This window comes from Rhodococcus sp. OK611, from assembly GCF_003050885.1.
GTDB classification, from domain to species: Bacteria; Actinomycetota; Actinomycetes; order Mycobacteriales; family Mycobacteriaceae; genus Rhodococcus_G; species Rhodococcus_G oryzae.
Window position 1 is genome coordinate 290319 of the sequence record NZ_QAOZ01000001.1, and the last position, 14937, is coordinate 305255.

Sequence of the window (14937 nt, forward strand, 5' to 3'; positions counted from 1 at the left end):
GGTCTGGCGCCTTCTCTGTCACGTTCGGATCAGACGGTGAAGCCGAGCGCCCGCAGCTGATCGCGGCCGTCCTCCGTGATCTTGTCCGGGCCCCACGGCGGCATCCAGACCCAGTTGATCTTCAAGTCGTTCACGAGGCCGCTCTTGACCAGGGCGCCGCGCGCCTGCTCCTCGATCACATCGGTCAGCGGGCAGGCCGCGGACGTCAGCGTCATGTCGACGATGGCGACATCCTCGGCGTCGACGCTGATGCCGTACACGAGGCCGAGATCGACCACGTTGATCCCCAGCTCGGGGTCGACGACGTCACGCATCGCCTCCTCGAGCTCGTCCACCACGGCCTGCTGGTCGGGGGTCAGCTCGATGACTGCCTGCTCATCGGCGGCGGGCGCGGACTCCTGCACGGCCTGGTCCTCGGTGGACTCGGTGTTTGCCTGGGTCTCGGTCATGATGACGATCCTCCGGTCTGGACCGGCACAGCGGTGCCGATGACATTCTTCGTGGGCGCAGCGTCGGCGCCGTCGACTATTTGAACAACGGCATCCTTGAATGCCATCCATCCCAGCAACGCGCACTTCACGCGGGCCGGGTACTTCGAGACGCCCGCGAACGCGATCCCGTCGCCGATCACGTCCTCGTCGCCCTCGATGTTGCCGCGGCTGGTGATCATCGCATCGAACGCGTCGACCGTCGCGAGCGCATCCCGCACGCTCAGCCCGACGACCTGATCGGTGAGCACCGAGGTCGAGGCCTGGCTGATCGAGCAGCCCTGCCCGTCGTACGAGATGTCCCCCACCCTGCCGTCGTCGGTCAGCGCGACCCGCAGCGTGACCTCGTCGCCACAGGTCGGGTTGACGTGGTGCACCTCGGCGCCGAACGGCTCCCGCAGCCCCCGCCCGTGCGGATGCTTGTAGTGATCCAGGATGACCTCCTGGTACATCTGCTCCATCCGCATGTCTACGAAGCCCCGTCGACCGAGTCGTCGGTAGCACCCGGCGAGGGGTGCGTACCGAAGAAGTCCTGCGCCCGACGGATGGCCGCCGCCAGCGCATACACCTCGTCGGCGGTGTTGTAGACGGCAAACGATGCGCGGGCGGTCGCCGCCACGCCGAAGTGGCGGTGCAGCGGCCAGGCGCAGTGATGGCCGACCCGGATCGCGATGCCCTCGTCATCGAGGATCTGGCCGAGGTCGTGCGCGTGGATTCCGTCCACCACGAAGGACACCGCGCCGCCGCGGTTCTCGGGGGTGGTCGGACCGATGATCCGCACGCCCTCGATGGCCCCGAGCTGTTCGAGCGCCAGCGCCGTCAGCTCGTGTTCGTGCGCAGCAACGGAGTCCATGCCGAGCTCGTTCAGGTAGTGCACGGCCGCACCCAGCGCGACGACCTGCGAGGTCATCGGCACGCCGGCCTCGAAACGCTGCGGCGGGGCTGCGTAGGTGGTCGCCTCCATCGTGACGGTCTCGATCATCGAGCCGCCGGTGATGAACGGCGGCATCGACGCGAGCAGCTCGCGCTTGCCGTAGAGCACGCCGACGCCCGACGGCCCGAGCATCTTGTGCCCGGAGAACGCCGCGAAGTCCACGTCCAGCGCATGGAAGTCCACCGGCATGTGCGGCACCGACTGGCACGCGTCGAGCACGACCAGCGCGCCGACCGCCCTGGCCCGGCGGACCAGCTCGGCCACCGGCGCCACGGCTCCCGTCACGTTCGACTGGTGCGTGAACGACACGACCTTGACCGCGTCGGTCAGCTCCAGCGACTCCAGGTCGATGCGGCCGTCCTCGGTCACCCCGTACCAGCGCAGTGTCGCGCCGGTCCGACGGGCCAGCTCCTGCCACGGCACCAGGTTCGCGTGGTGCTCGAGCTCGGTGATGACGATCTCGTCGCCCGGGCGCAGGTGTCGCTCGAAGCGCTCGTCACCGAGCACATAGGTCACCAGGTTCAGCGACTCGGTGGCGTTCTTGGTGAACGTCAGCTCGTCGGCGTCGGCCCCGACGAAATCGGCGATCGCCGCGCGCGCACCCTCGTACGCGTCGGTCGCCTCCTCCGCGAGCTGGTGCGCCCCGCGGTGCACGGCCGCGTTGCAGGTGGTGAGGAACTCCCGCTCGGCATCGAGCACCTGGACGGGGCGCTGCGAGGTCGCCCCGGAATCCAGGTACACCAACGGTTTACCGTCGCGCACCGTACGGCCGAGGATCGGGAAGTCCTTCCGGATCCTGGTGATGTCGAGTTCCTTCACCGAGGTGGTCATGGAACTAGGCTCCTGTCGCTGCAGCCTGCGTGAATCGGACGTAGCCGTTCTCCTCGAGCTCGTCGGCGAGCTCCGCGCCGCCGGACTCGACGATCTGGCCACCGACGAAAACGTGCACGAACTCCGGGGTGATGTACCGCAGGATGCGGGTGTAGTGCGTGATCAGCAGGACGCCGCCGTGCTCACGCTCCTTGTATCGGTTGACGCCCTCGGACACGATGCGCAGCGCATCCACGTCGAGGCCGGAGTCGGTCTCGTCGAGGATCGCGATCTTCGGCTTGAGCAGGCCCAGCTGAAGGATCTCGTGGCGCTTCTTCTCGCCGCCGGAGAAGCCCTCGTTGACGCTGCGCTCGCTGAACGACGGATCGATCTCGAGCTCGGTCAGGGACTCCTTGACCTCCTTGACCCAGTGCCGGAGCTTGGGGGCCTCGCCGCGGACCGCGGTCGCCGCGGTGCGCAGGAAGTTCGACATCGAGACGCCGGGCACCTCGACCGGGTACTGCATGGCGAGGAACAGGCCGGCGCGGGCCCGCTCGTCGACGCTCATCTCGAGCACGTTCTCACCGTTGAGGGTGATGCTGCCGGAGGTCACCACGTACTTGGGGTGGCCGGCGATGGCGTACGACAGGGTCGACTTGCCGGAGCCGTTCGGGCCCATGATCGCGTGGGTCTCCCCCGAGCGGACCGTGAGGTTCACGCCCTTGAGGATGTTGATCGGCTCGGCGTTCTCGTCGGTGGTGGCGACGTTGACGTGCAGGTCCTTGATTTCCAGAACCGAGTTTTCAGAGGTGGTCATTCAATGTTCCTTAGAGAAGTGTGGTGTCGGCGATCTCAGACGCCGACCGCGGCGAGCTCGACCTCGATGGCTGCTTCGAGGCGCTCGCGCACCTCCGGGACGGCAATGCGGTTGATGATCTCGTGGAAGAACCCGCGGACCACCAGGCGACGGGCCTGGTCCTCCGGGATGCCCCGCGAACGCAGGTAGAACAGCTGCTCGTCGTCGAACCGGCCCGTTGCGCTGGCGTGGCCCGCGCCGACGATCTCGCCGGTCTCGATCTCGAGGTTCGGCACCGAGTCGGCGCGGGCGCCGTCGGTGAGCACCAGGTTCCGGTTGAGCTCGAAGGTGTCGGTGCCCTCGGCCGCGGCGCGGATCAGCACGTCGCCCACCCAGACGGTGTGCGCATCCGGCTTGCCGGAGTGCGGATCGCCCTGCAGCGCGCCCTTGTAGACGACATTCGACTTGCAGTGCGGCTGCGAGTGATCCACCAGCAGGCGCTGCTCGAAGAACTGGCCCGCGTCGGCGAAGTACAGGCCGAGCAGCTCGGCGTCGCCGCCGGGCCCGTCGTACTTCACGGTCGGGGTCAGTCGCACCAGGTCGCCGCCCAGGCTCACCGAGGTGTACCGGAGGACAGCGTCGCGGCTGAGCCGCGAGTGGTGCGCCGCGACGTGCACGGCGTCATCGGCCCAGTCCTGCACCGCGACCACGGTCAGCTTGGCGCTGTCGCCGACGATGAACTCGACGTTCTCCGCGTAGGTGCCGCTGCCGCGCTGGTCGAGGACCACGGTGGCCTTCGCGAAGGCCTCGAGCCGAACCTGGATGTGGCCGTAGGCCACCTTGTCCACGCCGGGCCCGGTCACCACGATGTTGACGGCGTCGGCGACCTCATGCTCCTTGGCCACGGTTATCACCGTGGCCGACTCGAAGCCGGAGTACGCCTGCGCGGCGATGCGGTCGGCGGGCACACCGGCCTGCCCGAGACGGGCATCGTCACGGCCGACGGTCTCGACGCTGACACCCTCGACCGCCTGGACCTCGACGGTCGCGGCGCCGGAGCGGACCGCGGTTCCGTCGTGCAGGCCGCGCAGCCTGCGCAGCGGCGTGAAGCGCCACGCCTCGTCGCGTCCCGCGGGGACCTCGAAAGCGTTGACGTCGTATGAGGTGAACACCTCGCCCTTGTTGGTGGCGGGCACGATGTTCTCACCGGCGACGGCGGCCTTGACCCCGGTCGTCGCCTCGTTTGCGTTGGCCACTAACCCACGGCCCCTTCCATCTGCAGTTCGATCAGGCGGTTGAGCTCGAGGGCGTATTCCATCGGCAGCTCCTTGGCGATGGGCTCGACGAACCCGCGCACCACCATGGCCATTGCCTCGTCCTCGGTGAGGCCGCGGCTCATCAGGTAGAACAACTGGTCTTCGCTGACCTTCGAGACGGTCGCCTCGTGACCCATCGACACGTCGTCCTCGCGGATGTCCACGTAGGGGTAGGTGTCGGAACGGCTGATCTGGTCGACCAGCAGGGCGTCACACTTCACGGTCGACTTCGAGCCGTGCGCACCCTTGTTGACCTGGACCAGGCCGCGGTAGGAGGCGCGCCCGCCGCCGCGGGCCACCGACTTGCTGACGATGGTCGAGGACGTGTACGGCGCCAGGTGCAGCATCTTCGCACCGGTGTCCTGGTGCTGGCCCTCGCCCGCGAACGCGACCGAGAGGACCTCGCCGCGCGCGTGCTCGCCCATCATCCACACAGCCGGGTACTTCATGGTGACCTTGGATCCGATATTGCCGTCGACCCACTCCATGGAACCGCCCGCGTCCACCTTGGTGCGCTTGGTCACCAGGTTGTAGACGTTGTTCGACCAGTTCTGGATGGTCGTGTAGCGGCAGTGGCCGCCCTTCTTCACGATGATCTCGACGACCGCGGAGTGCAGCGAGTCGGACTTGTAGATCGGCGCGGTGCAGCCCTCGACGTAGTGCACCGAGGCGCCCTCGTCGACGATGATCAGGGTGCGCTCGAACTGGCCCATGTTCTCGGTGTTGATCCGGAAGTAGGCCTGCAGCGGGATGTCGACGTGCACGCCCGGCGGCACGTAGATGAAGGAGCCGCCCGACCACACCGCGGTGTTGAGCGCGGAGAACTTGTTGTCGCCGGCGGGGATCACCGAACCGAAGTACTCCTTGAACAGCTCCGGGTGCTGCTTGAGCCCGGTGTCCGTGTCGAGGAAGATCACGCCCTGCTTCTCGAGATCCTCACGGATCGAGTGGTAGACGACCTCGGACTCGTACTGCGCGGCGACACCGGCGACCAGGCGCTGCTTCTCCGCCTCGGGGATGCCGAGCCGGTCGTAGGTGTTCTTGATGTCCTCGGGCAGGTCCTCCCAGGACTCGGCCTGCTTCTCGCTCGAGCGCACGAAGTACTTGATGTTGTCGAAGTGGATGCCCTCGAGGTTGGAGCCCCAGTGCGGCATCGGCTTCTTGTCGAAGGTCTTGAGCGCCTTGAGCCGGATGTCGAGCATCCACTCGGGCTCGTTCTTCTTCGCGGAGATGTCCCGCACGACGGCCTCGGACAGCCCGCGCTGCGCGCTGGCGCCTGCCACGTCGGAATCAGACCAGCCGTAGCCGTAATGGCCGAGCGAGGCGATGGCCTCGTCCTGCGTCAGTGCAGGCGACTTCTCCGTGCTGCCGGATGCCTGATCTTGGGTGACTGTCATGCGAGCTCCTTCCGGAGTCTTGTTGCGTGCCGGTGCGGGCTGGGCATCGGCGTGGGTGGTGCTTACTTCGGGGATGCGTCTGGCGACGAGTCGGGCTCGTCCGGTGGAGCGATGGGTATGTGGGTGGTGCAGGCGCAGTCACCGTTGGCGATGGTCGCCAGGCGCTGCACGTGGGTGCCGAGCAACTCGGCGAAGGCTTGCGTCTCCGCCTCGCACAGCTCGGGGAACTCCGAGGCGACGTGCGAGACAGGGCAGTGGTGCTGGCAGATCTGGACGCCGTTGCCCACGGGGCGGGTGGTGGCGGCGAAGCCGGCCGAGGTGAACGCGTCCGCGATGGCGTCAGCGGTGTCGGCCACTTCACCAGGGGTGTGCGGGGCGACGGGATCGATGTCGGCGACGATCGTCTGGACCCGGCGGCGTGCGAACTCCACGATCGCCTCCTCGCCGCCGACCTCGCGGAGGTGCCGCATGGCTGCGCCTGCGAGATCGTCGTAGGAGTGGCCGAGGCGCGAACGGCCCGCAGCGGTCAGCTGGAACTGCTTCGCCGGGCGCCCGCGACCCTTGTGCTGCCAGCTCGCGGCGTTCGAGGATCGCGCCTCGCCCGCATCGATCAGCGCCTCGAGGTGACGTCGGACACCCGCGGCGCTCAGACCGAGCTTCACTCCGATCTCGGGGGCCGTGATCGGGCCCTGCTCGAGGAGAAGCTGGACGACGGCGGCCCTGGTGTGCCCTTCGTGGCCCACAACGGTTGCGGTCGGGGCACCACTGAGCGCAGGCGAAACAGGTGCATGACCTGCGCCTTCACTGCGCGCGTCCCGAGCCGGTGCCGTTTTCACAACACAAGTGTGACGGAATTATCGGAGCTGGTCCACCAAGGGTGCCCTGTATTACACCGCTACGCTGCCCCATGTGCCGCAGACCGACGACGCACCGGACTCCGGTGACACCCCAAGCGCCGGCCCGGCGACCAGATTCCGCGAACGGGCGGTGACCCTCGCCAAGCGAGGGCTGGGAATCGACGGCCCCCACCACGGCTTCGAGGTCTCGAGCCTGCACGGCGACGAGGCGGAGGCACCCGGGCTCAACAAGCGCGAGACCGGTCAGCTCAAGGGGATCAGGCGCTTCGGTGCGACCGGGGCCGTGCTGATGGCGATCGGCGCGCTCGGTGCGGGCGCGCAGCCGGTGCTGCAGAACCCGGTGCAGGGCCTGCGGATCCTCGGACTGCCTGCGCGCCTCGGCGCGACCGCGCTCACGCTGACGATGACCGGCAGCGTGATGGTGGTGCTGGCGTGGCTGCTGCTCGGCCGGTTCGCGATCGGCCGCTACCGAGGGGAAGGCGCCGCGCCCCGGCGGCTGACCCGCTCCCAGCTGGACCGCACCCTGCTGCTGTGGGTGATCCCGCTGACGATCGCACCCCCGATGTTCAGCAAGGACGTCTACTCGTACCTGGCGCAGAGCGAGATCACCGCACGAGGACTGGACCCGTACGCGATCGGGCCCGCCCAGGCCCTCGGCGTCGACCACGTGCTGACCAGGACTGTCCCGACCATCTGGCGCGACACCCCCGCGCCGTACGGGCCGTTCTTCCTCTGGATCGGTCGCGGCATCTCCGCGGTCACCGGCGAGAACATCGTCGCAGGCATCTTCCTGCACCGGTTGCTCGCGCTCGCGGGCGTCGCGCTGATCGTCTGGGCACTCCCCCGGCTGGCGCGCCGATGCGGCGTCGCCAGCGTCACCGCGCTCTGGCTCGGCGCCGCCAACCCGCTGCTGCTGTTCCACCTGGTCGCGGGGATCCACAACGAGGCGCTGATGCTCGGCCTGATGCTGGCGGGCATGGAACTGGCGCTGCGCGCCGTCGAGAGCGCCGACCCGATCCGGTTCGACATCCGCGGCGCCACCGCGGGCGGCAGGAACCTGACGTATCTGCTGGCCGGGTCCGGCCTGATAGCGCTGTCGGCGACGGTCAAGATCCCGTCGCTGCTGGCACTCGGGTTCCTCGGCATGGCGCTGGCGCGGCGCTGGGGTGGCACCGTCCGATCCGTGCTGGCGGCCGCCGGACTGCTGATGGCGGTGACCGCGGTGGTCATCCTGGTGGTGAGCCTGGCCAGCGGCCTCGGCTTCGGCTGGCTCTCCCCGGACACCCTCGGCACCGCGAACGAGGTGCGCAGCTGGATGTCGCTGCCGACACTGCTCGGCCTCGGCACCGGCCTGGCGGGCGTGTTCCTCGGACTGGGCGACCACACCACCGCCGTCCTCAACCTGACCCGGCCGATCGCCTCCCTCGCCGCGGCCTTCGTCGCGCTGCGCATGCTGGTCGCCGTGCTCGTCGGGCGCGTGCACCCGGTGGGCGCGCTCGGCGTCTCCCTCGGCGTCCTGGTGCTGCTCTTCCCCGTGGTCCAGCCCTGGTACCTGCTGTGGGCGGTCATCCCGCTGGCCGCGTGGGCGACCCGGCCGGTCTTCCGCATCCCGGCGATCGTCTTCTCGTCGGCGGTGAGTCTGATCGTGATGCCCAACGGCGGCGAGTACCAGCCGTTCATGATCGTCCAGGCCGCCGTCGCCACCATCCTCGTGGTGGGACTGGCGATGTTCCTGACCCGAGACCGGCTGCCCTGGCGGGCCGGGACCGGGGCACCGAACGGCCGCGGATCGAGCGCCGAATACGCTGAGGCCCCGTGAGCTCCTCCGCGTCCGACACGGCGCATCCGGTTCTTCGGCTCGATGGCGTGGTCAAGTCCTTCGGCAGCGTCACCGCCGTCGACGGCCTCGATTTGTCCCTGCACCGCCGCGAGGTGCTGGCACTGCTCGGCCCCAACGGCGCGGGCAAGACCACGACCGTGGAGATGTGCGAGGGCTTCCTGAGCCCCGACAGCGGCACCGTCCGCGTGTTCGGCCTCGACCCGATCGCCGATTCCGGAGCGGTCCGGGCGCGCGTCGGCGTCATGCTGCAGGGCGGCGGCGCCTACCCGGGGTCCCGGGCGGGCGAGATGCTGGACCTGGTGGCGGCGTACTCGGCCGATCCGCTGGACCCGGCATGGCTGCTGCGGACCCTCGGCCTCACCGACGCCGCCCGCACCCCGTACCGCCGGCTCTCCGGTGGACAGCAGCAGCGCCTCGCGCTGGCCTGCGCGCTCGTCGGACGGCCCGAGCTGGTGTTCCTCGACGAACCGACCGCGGGTCTCGATGCCCAGGCCAGGCTGCTGGTCTGGGAGCTCATCGACGCGCTGCGCCGCGACGGCGTCGCCGTGCTGCTGACCACGCACCTGATGGACGAGGCGGAGGCGCTGGCCGACCGCCTGATCATCATCGACCACGGCCGGATCGTCGCCGAGGGCACACCGACGGAGCTGACGCGACACGGTTCGGCCGGACAACTCCGGTTCCTCGCGCCCGAGAACCTGGACCTGAGTGGGCTGCGCGCCGCCCTGCCCACCGGATTCACCCCACGGGAGGTCTCCCCCGGGTCGTATCTGGTCGAGGGCATCGTCGACCCGAAGGTGCTGGCGACGGTGACCGCGTGGTGCGCCGAGCTCGATGTGCTCGCCACCGAACTGCGGGTCGATCAGCGCAGGCTCGAGGATGTCTTCCTCGACCTCACCGGACGGGATCTGAGGGGATGAACGTGCAAGACCGGCTCGCCGACAACAGGTTCGAGGCGGGGACCTTCACCCCCGATCCCAGGCCGAGCGCCGCGCTGCCCATGCTGGCGGCCCAGACCCGGCTCGAGCTCACCCTGCTGCTGCGCAACGGTGAACAACTGCTGCTCACCATGTTCATCCCGATCACCCTCCTGATCGGGCTGTGTCTGCTCCCGATCGGCGACCTCGGCGACCCCCGCGTCGACACCGTCCTGCCCGCCGTGATGATGGTGGCGATCATGTCCACCGCGTTCACCGGGCAGGCCATCGCCGTCGGTTTCGATCGGCGCTACGGCGCGCTCAAGCGGCTCGGTGCGACCCCCCTGCCGCGCTGGGGAATCATCGTGGGCAAGAGCGCCGCGGTCATCATCGTGGTCGCCATGCAATCGGTCCTCCTCGGTGGCATCGCCTTCGCGCTCGGCTGGCGACCCGAGCCGACCGGCCTGCTGCTGGGCGCGCTCATCATCGCGCTCGGGACCATCACATTCGCCTCGCTCGGGCTGTTGCTCGGCGGCACCCTGCGGGCCGAGATCGTGCTCGCGCTGGCGAACGTCCTCTGGTTCGTGATGGCGGGCATCGGCTCCGTCGTGTTCTCCGATGACATCCCAGGACCGCTGCACACGGCGGCCCGGCTGATCCCGTCCGGCGCCCTCGCCGAGGCCCTGCAACAGGCGATCGGCGGCTCGCTCGACCTGTTCGCGGTCGCGGTGCTCGTGGTGTGGGGTTCCGTCGCCGCATGGCTGGCGACCCGATACTTCAAGTTCACCTGATACGGATCGTTCCAAAACGTATTCATTTCCGCCGCGAAGCGGCAATATGCGAAGCCGTGCCGAAAACACTCCGCGCCCTCGCCTGCATGGCCGCCGTCTCCGCGATCACCTTCGGCGGCGGACTCGCCTCCGCCCAGCCCACATGGGGCCCGCTCGCACCGCCCAACCCGTTCCTCGGACCTATGGGCACCTCGACGATGCACGGCGACGCCGGGTCCTCGGACGCGACACCGCTGGACGGTCCCGGCGCCGGAGCCGTCGGGGTGACCTCGTACCCGCTCCTGGCCGCGTGCCCGACCGTGCTGCAGGGCTCCGACGGACTGGTGGTCGCGCTGTGCACCTCGGTGCTCGGCCAGGACCCGACCGTGCACCTGATCGATCCCGCCGCGCCTGCGGCGCCGGTGGGCGGATCGCTCGCCCAGCTCAAGCTGGCCAAGGGCAGCCTGCTCGGCGGGGTGTACGCATTCCTGGACAACCAGAACCGGCTGGTCGCGGTCGACGGTGACCGCAAGCTCCAGCGGGTCGGCCACGCGAACAACGCGCTGTTCATCGACTCGACCGTCGACCTGTCCGGGGCCATCCCGGACGGCGACGCGGTGACGGGCCTCGCGCCGGACTGGCAGGGCAACGTCTGGTTCGCGACGGGCGGCGGGGTGATCGGCTCCGTCGATGCGGCGGGCGTCGCGAAGACCGTCGCGGTCCCGGCGGGCGAGCAGGTGCAGAACAGCATCTCCACCTCCCCTGCGGGCACCTCGGTGGCCACCACCCACGCCCTGTACCAGCTGAGCCTCGCCGCCGACGGCACCCCGAAGATCGATTGGCGCCGTGAGTACGACCGGGGATCGGCCCGCAAACCCGGGCAGCTGAGCTGGGGCACCGGGTCCACCCCCACCTATTTCGGTCCCACCAACGGCTACGAGTACGTCGCGATCGTCGACAGCGCCGACACCCGGGTGAACCTGCTGGTGCACCGCACGGACACCGGGCAGGAGGTCTGCAAGATCCCGGTGCTCGGCGCGGGCGGACCCGGCAGCGAGAACTCCCCGATCGGCGTTGGCAACTCCGTCTTCATCGCGGGCACCTACGGCTACCCGTACCCGAAGGTGCCCGAGGGCGCCGGACCGGCCGTGCCCGCGACCGCCCCGTTCACCGGCGGCATGACCCGCGTCGACCTCGACGGGGCCGGCTGCCATCAGGTGTGGGACAACGCGCTACGCAGCTCCGCGGTGCCGCACCTGTCGACTGCGGACGGTCACCTCTACACGGTGCTGCGGGACGGAACCGGCGGTCCCCTCGACGGCTATGCGTTCGCCGCCATCGACCCGAGCAACGGCTCGATCCTGAACCGCACCGGGCTCCCCGGCACCACGGCGAACGACACCCTGCAGATGTCGGCGCTCATCACCGGGCAGGGCGACTACCTGCAGGGCACCATCACCGGCATGCTCAAGGTCGGTGCGAACGGTTCCGGCAGCCTCGGCAGTGCGGGGAGCTCCGGAAGCTGAGGTTCCGGGGCGCGGCCAGCCCCAACGACGCTCTGTAGTTGACGGGCATCTACCATCGGGGGCGTGCTGTATCGAGGGTTCCTGAGCCTGGTCAACCGTCTGCCGCTCCCCTCATTGGCGGTGCAGAAGTGGATCGCCGTCGCGGTGATCCTGTCCCAGGGCGGTATCGCCGTGACCGGCGCCGTGGTCCGGGTGACCGCGTCGGGCCTCGGCTGCACCACCTGGCCGCAGTGCCATCCCGGCAGCTTCGTGCCCACCGGCACCGCCACCGCGCCGTGGTTCCACCAGGCCATCGAGTTCGGCAACCGGCTGCTGTCGTTCCTGGTGGTGGCGACGGCGGCGGTGGTGGTGCTCGCGGTGACCCGCGCGGCCCGCCGCCGCGAGGTGCTCGCCTACGCCTGGCTGATGCCGCTCTCGACCGTCGCGCAGGCGGTGATCGGCGGCATCACCGTGCTCACCGGCCTGTTGTGGTGGACCGTCGCGGTGCACCTGCTGGTGTCGATGGCGATGGTGTGGCTGTCGGTGATCCTGTACCACAAGATCGACCAGCCCGACGACGGCGTCGAGGTCATCACCGTGCCGAAGCAGCTGCGCTGGCTGACCGCACTGTCCGGCGTCGCGCTGGCCGGGACGCTGGTCGCGGGCACCATGGTGACGGGCGCGGGACCGCACGCGGGCGACAAGAACCCCGAGCGCACGGTCGAGCGCCTGAACCTCGACATCACCAACCTGGTGCACCTGCACGCCGAACTGCTGGTCGCCTACCTCGCGCTGCTGGTGGGTCTCGGCTTCGGGCTGTACGCGGTCGGAGCCAGGGCCGCGGTGAAGCTTCGACTCAAGGTCGTCGTGGGCGTGGTGGTGGCGCAGGCCTGCGTCGGCCTGGTCCAGTTCTGGACCGATGTCCCCGCCGCCCTGGTGACGGTGCACGTCGCGCTGGCGGCCGCCTGCACGGCCGCCACCGCCGCGCTGTACGCCGCCGGTCGGGTTCGCGAGGTCGCCCCGGCCGAGCAGGAGCCCATGAAGTCGGGAATCCGGTGATCACGGCCGAAGAAACGGCCGATCTGGTGGAGCGCGGGTACCGTCAATCCGCATGACCCGATCCAGAACAGTCAAGCGTGTCGCCATCGCCGCAGCCCTGTCCTTCTCGACCGTCGGTCTGCTGGCGGTGGGTCCCGCGGCAGCTGCGCCGAGCACCATTCCGTTCCAGCTAGATCCCTTTATCCCGCTGGTCGAGCTACCCACTCCCAGGCTCGCCGCGACTGTGGGCGAACAACCGGGCGTGGCCACCTTGAGTGTGCTCAGAACTCCCGGAAGCGGAAACCCGCACAGTGCGGTTGTCCACTGGGTCAGTCTCGCCACCGGCGCGTCAGGGTCCGCGTCGTTTCCGACATTGAACGCTGCGCCCGTGACCATCCATCCGGGCGCTGGTCAGGTAGTTGCGTTGGTCGACCCACAGGCGATCGCGTCACCAGGCTTCGGGACCTTCTTCGTTCCCTGATTCGGCATGGGGAGAGAAACACGTCCTCGACGAATGCGGGCCCCGGTCCATGACCGGGGCCCGCATTCGTTGCCGGTCTTGCTCAGCCGAGACCGTTGCGGGCCTTCGGGAAGCGGGTCTGGTTCGCCACCCAACCGGCCATCTTCCGCCAGTGACCGACACGCGGGGTGACGATGCTGGTGATCGCGCGCTCCCACTCGGAGACGGTGACGTTGTCGACCGCGGCAACCACGGCGTTCGCCGTCGCGAGGTCGTCGACGACCTGATCGCCGAGGACGCCGTCGGCGCCGACGAGGGTGATCCGGACGCCGTCGAGGCCGACCGGCTGGATCACCGCCGAGGCCGAACCGCCGTGCTCGGCAACGAACTTCTTCACCGCGGCGACGGTCCGCGGGGGCAGCGATACGGCCGGGGCGCTCGCGCCGGAGTCCTGGGTGTCCACAGTCATGGCGTCAGAATACTGGAGAGTAGAAATAGGGTCATGCGCGCAATCACCGTGACCGAGTTCGGCGGCCCCGAGGTACTCCGAATGTCCGAGATCCCCGACCCGGCACCGGGCGCCGCGGACCTGCTGGTTCGCACGGACGCGATCGGCGTGAACTACATCGACACCTACTACCGGACCGGCGCCTACGCCGTGGACCTGCCGTACGTCCCCGGGCTCGAGGGCAGCGGCGTGGTCGAGGCGGTGGGCTCCGACGTCACCGGCGTCCGCGCCGGCGACCGGGTGGCGTGGTCCTCGGCGCCGGGCAGCTACGCGGAGAGGGTCGTGGTGCCCGCCGCGGTGGCGGTGCCGGTGCCGGAGGGCGTCGGCGCCCCCGAGGCCGCCTCGGTGCTCCTGCAGGGCATGACGGCGCACTACCTGATGAACTCGGTGTACTACGTCGAGCCCGGCGACACCGTGCTCGTGCACGCGGGCGCGGGCGGGGTCGGCCTGGTGCTGACGCAGCTCGCGGTCGCCAGGGGCGCGCGCGTGATCACCACCGTGTCCTCGGACGAGAAGGAACTGCTGTCCCGGGAGGCAGGCGCGGCGGAGGTGCTGCGCTACTCCGACGACCTCGCGCAGCAGGTCCGGGCGCTCACCGACGGCGAGGGCGTGGCTGCGGCGTTCGACGGCGTCGGCGCCGACACCTTCGAGGCCAGCCTCGCGTCGGTTCGGATCCGGGGCACGCTCGCCCTGTTCGGGGCCGCCAGCGGGCCGGTGCCGCCGTTCGATCCGCAGCGGCTCAACCCGGCGGGCTCGGTGTTCCTGACCCGACCCACCCTCGCGCACTACACCCGCGACCGCGACGAGCTGCTGTGGCGCTCGGGCGAGGTGTTCGAGGCGATCAGGGACGGCTCGCTGAAGATCCGGGTCGGCGCGCAGTACCCGCTCGACGAGGCCGAGCAGGCACACCGCGATCTGCAGGGCCGCCGCACCACCGGCTCGATCGTGCTGGTCCCCTAGGCGCGCCGGCCGCACAACCCAGGCGGCGCCAGCGGTCGGCGCACACCTTGTGACAACGTCGCACCCCCTTTGTGCCCGCAGTGTGTATGCGTCCTTGCCAGAAGGTGTGCGCGCAGGGGTGTGGCCCGGGCACGCGCGGCCTCGCAATCTCCTTACGACGTAAAGCAGCGATCCCTTACGTCGTAAAGAGATACGGCCAGTGTGCGTATGTGCAGTTCAGGGCGATTCCGCGCGCTCTATCGCAATGCTGCGGCTGGCGCCCGCCGCCGGGGACCCGAGAACCGGACCTCGTCCCAAGCCAAGGCTGACCCTGGACGACATCGTCGCGGACCCGCGATCGA

At 69.4% G+C, this 14937-nt stretch carries 15 protein-coding genes; 7 read left to right on the top strand and 8 right to left on the bottom strand.

Annotated elements, in window-relative coordinates:
• Nucleotides 1-29 precede the first annotated feature (29 nt).
• The 7 genes from C8K38_RS01155 to C8K38_RS01185 form a co-directional block, all read right to left on the bottom strand.
• Nucleotides 30-449 (bottom strand): metal-sulfur cluster assembly factor, encoded by a 420-nt coding sequence (locus tag C8K38_RS01155; protein ID WP_097209846.1) that lies wholly within the window; start codon nt 447-449, stop codon nt 30-32.
• A complete protein-coding gene (sufU, locus tag C8K38_RS01160) occupies nt 446-955 on the bottom strand; it encodes a Fe-S cluster assembly sulfur transfer protein SufU (protein WP_097209847.1) in 510 nt (169 codons plus the stop codon). The genes C8K38_RS01155 and sufU overlap by 4 nt, the downstream gene beginning before the upstream one ends.
• Nucleotides 956-957: 2 nt before the next feature.
• On the bottom strand, nt 958-2253 hold the full coding sequence (locus tag C8K38_RS01165; RefSeq protein ID WP_097209848.1) for a cysteine desulfurase: 1296 nt from the start codon (nt 2251-2253) through the stop codon (nt 958-960).
• A gap of 4 nt (nt 2254-2257) precedes the next feature.
• A complete protein-coding gene (gene sufC, locus C8K38_RS01170; protein ID WP_097209849.1) occupies nt 2258-3049 on the bottom strand; it encodes a Fe-S cluster assembly ATPase SufC in 792 nt (263 codons plus the stop codon).
• Nucleotides 3050-3084: 35 nt separating this feature from the next.
• Nucleotides 3085-4284 carry a Fe-S cluster assembly protein SufD gene (gene sufD / locus C8K38_RS01175; RefSeq protein WP_077041546.1) on the bottom strand — a complete coding sequence of 400 codons (1200 nt, stop codon included), beginning with the start codon at nt 4282-4284 and terminating at the stop codon, nt 3085-3087.
• Nucleotides 4284-5741, bottom strand: coding sequence for a Fe-S cluster assembly protein SufB (gene sufB, locus C8K38_RS01180; RefSeq protein ID WP_097209850.1), 1458 nt, complete (start codon nt 5739-5741; stop codon nt 4284-4286). The genes sufD and sufB overlap by 1 nt, the downstream gene beginning before the upstream one ends.
• A 62-nt stretch (nt 5742-5803) precedes the next feature.
• Nucleotides 5804-6577 (bottom strand): helix-turn-helix transcriptional regulator, encoded by a 774-nt coding sequence (locus C8K38_RS01185; protein ID WP_097209851.1) that lies wholly within the window; start codon nt 6575-6577, stop codon nt 5804-5806.
• A gap of 73 nt (nt 6578-6650) precedes the next feature.
• Here C8K38_RS01185 and mptB point away from each other — a divergent pair, with 73 nt between their 5' ends.
• The 6 genes from mptB (at nt 6651) to C8K38_RS01215 (ending at nt 13149) form a co-directional block, all read left to right on the top strand.
• The gene (gene mptB / locus C8K38_RS01190; RefSeq protein ID WP_179800408.1) at nt 6651-8417 is read left to right on the top strand and encodes a polyprenol phosphomannose-dependent alpha 1,6 mannosyltransferase MptB; all 1767 of its coding nucleotides are present in this window, start codon (nt 6651-6653) and stop codon (nt 8415-8417) included.
• The gene (locus tag C8K38_RS01195) at nt 8414-9358 is read left to right on the top strand and encodes an ABC transporter ATP-binding protein (protein WP_097209852.1); all 945 of its coding nucleotides are present in this window, start codon (nt 8414-8416) and stop codon (nt 9356-9358) included. The genes mptB and C8K38_RS01195 overlap by 4 nt, the downstream gene beginning before the upstream one ends.
• Complete coding sequence (locus tag C8K38_RS01200; RefSeq protein ID WP_097209853.1) at nt 9355-10146, top strand: ABC transporter permease; 792 nt, start codon at nt 9355-9357, stop codon at nt 10144-10146. The genes C8K38_RS01195 and C8K38_RS01200 overlap by 4 nt, the downstream gene beginning before the upstream one ends.
• A gap of 86 nt (nt 10147-10232) precedes the next feature.
• Nucleotides 10233-11651: a hypothetical protein gene (locus tag C8K38_RS01205; RefSeq protein WP_097209854.1), complete on the top strand. Its 1419-nt coding sequence runs from the start codon at nt 10233-10235 to the stop codon at nt 11649-11651.
• Nucleotides 11652-11714: 63 nt separating this feature from the next.
• On the top strand, nt 11715-12689 hold the full coding sequence (locus C8K38_RS01210; RefSeq protein ID WP_097209855.1) for a COX15/CtaA family protein: 975 nt from the start codon (nt 11715-11717) through the stop codon (nt 12687-12689).
• A gap of 52 nt (nt 12690-12741) precedes the next feature.
• On the top strand, nt 12742-13149 hold the full coding sequence (locus C8K38_RS01215; protein ID WP_245220919.1) for a hypothetical protein: 408 nt from the start codon (nt 12742-12744) through the stop codon (nt 13147-13149).
• 82 nt (nt 13150-13231) lie between these two features.
• On the opposite strand, the gene C8K38_RS01220 is transcribed toward C8K38_RS01215, so the two are convergent.
• Nucleotides 13232-13597: a hypothetical protein gene (locus C8K38_RS01220; RefSeq protein WP_097209856.1), complete on the bottom strand. Its 366-nt coding sequence runs from the start codon at nt 13595-13597 to the stop codon at nt 13232-13234.
• A gap of 33 nt (nt 13598-13630) precedes the next feature.
• Here C8K38_RS01220 and C8K38_RS01225 point away from each other — a divergent pair, with 33 nt between their 5' ends.
• On the top strand, nt 13631-14596 hold the full coding sequence (locus C8K38_RS01225) for a quinone oxidoreductase family protein (RefSeq protein WP_097209857.1): 966 nt from the start codon (nt 13631-13633) through the stop codon (nt 14594-14596).
• Nucleotides 14597-14937 lie beyond the last annotated feature (341 nt).

What these genes read in the sequence shown, in the direction of transcription:
- C8K38_RS01220 (WP_097209856.1), bottom strand. Translation starts at nt 13,597, where the DNA reads ATGACTGTGGACACCCAGGACTCCGGCGCGAGCGCCCCGGCCGTATCG.
- sufU (WP_097209847.1), bottom strand. Translation starts at nt 955, where the DNA reads ATGCGGATGGAGCAGATGTACCAGGAGGTCATCCTGGATCACTACAAG.
- sufB (WP_097209850.1), bottom strand. Translation starts at nt 5,741, where the DNA reads ATGACAGTCACCCAAGATCAGGCATCCGGCAGCACGGAGAAGTCGCCT.
- sufC (WP_097209849.1), bottom strand. Translation starts at nt 3,049, where the DNA reads ATGACCACCTCTGAAAACTCGGTTCTGGAAATCAAGGACCTGCACGTC.
- C8K38_RS01155 (WP_097209846.1), bottom strand. Translation starts at nt 449, where the DNA reads ATGACCGAGACCCAGGCAAACACCGAGTCCACCGAGGACCAGGCCGTG.
- C8K38_RS01225 (WP_097209857.1), top strand. Translation starts at nt 13,631, where the DNA reads ATGCGCGCAATCACCGTGACCGAGTTCGGCGGCCCCGAGGTACTCCGA.
- C8K38_RS01165 (WP_097209848.1), bottom strand. Translation starts at nt 2,253, where the DNA reads ATGACCACCTCGGTGAAGGAACTCGACATCACCAGGATCCGGAAGGAC.
- C8K38_RS01200 (WP_097209853.1), top strand. Translation starts at nt 9,355, where the DNA reads ATGAACGTGCAAGACCGGCTCGCCGACAACAGGTTCGAGGCGGGGACC.
- C8K38_RS01215 (WP_245220919.1), top strand. Translation starts at nt 12,742, where the DNA reads ATGACCCGATCCAGAACAGTCAAGCGTGTCGCCATCGCCGCAGCCCTG.
- C8K38_RS01205 (WP_097209854.1), top strand. Translation starts at nt 10,233, where the DNA reads ATGGCCGCCGTCTCCGCGATCACCTTCGGCGGCGGACTCGCCTCCGCC.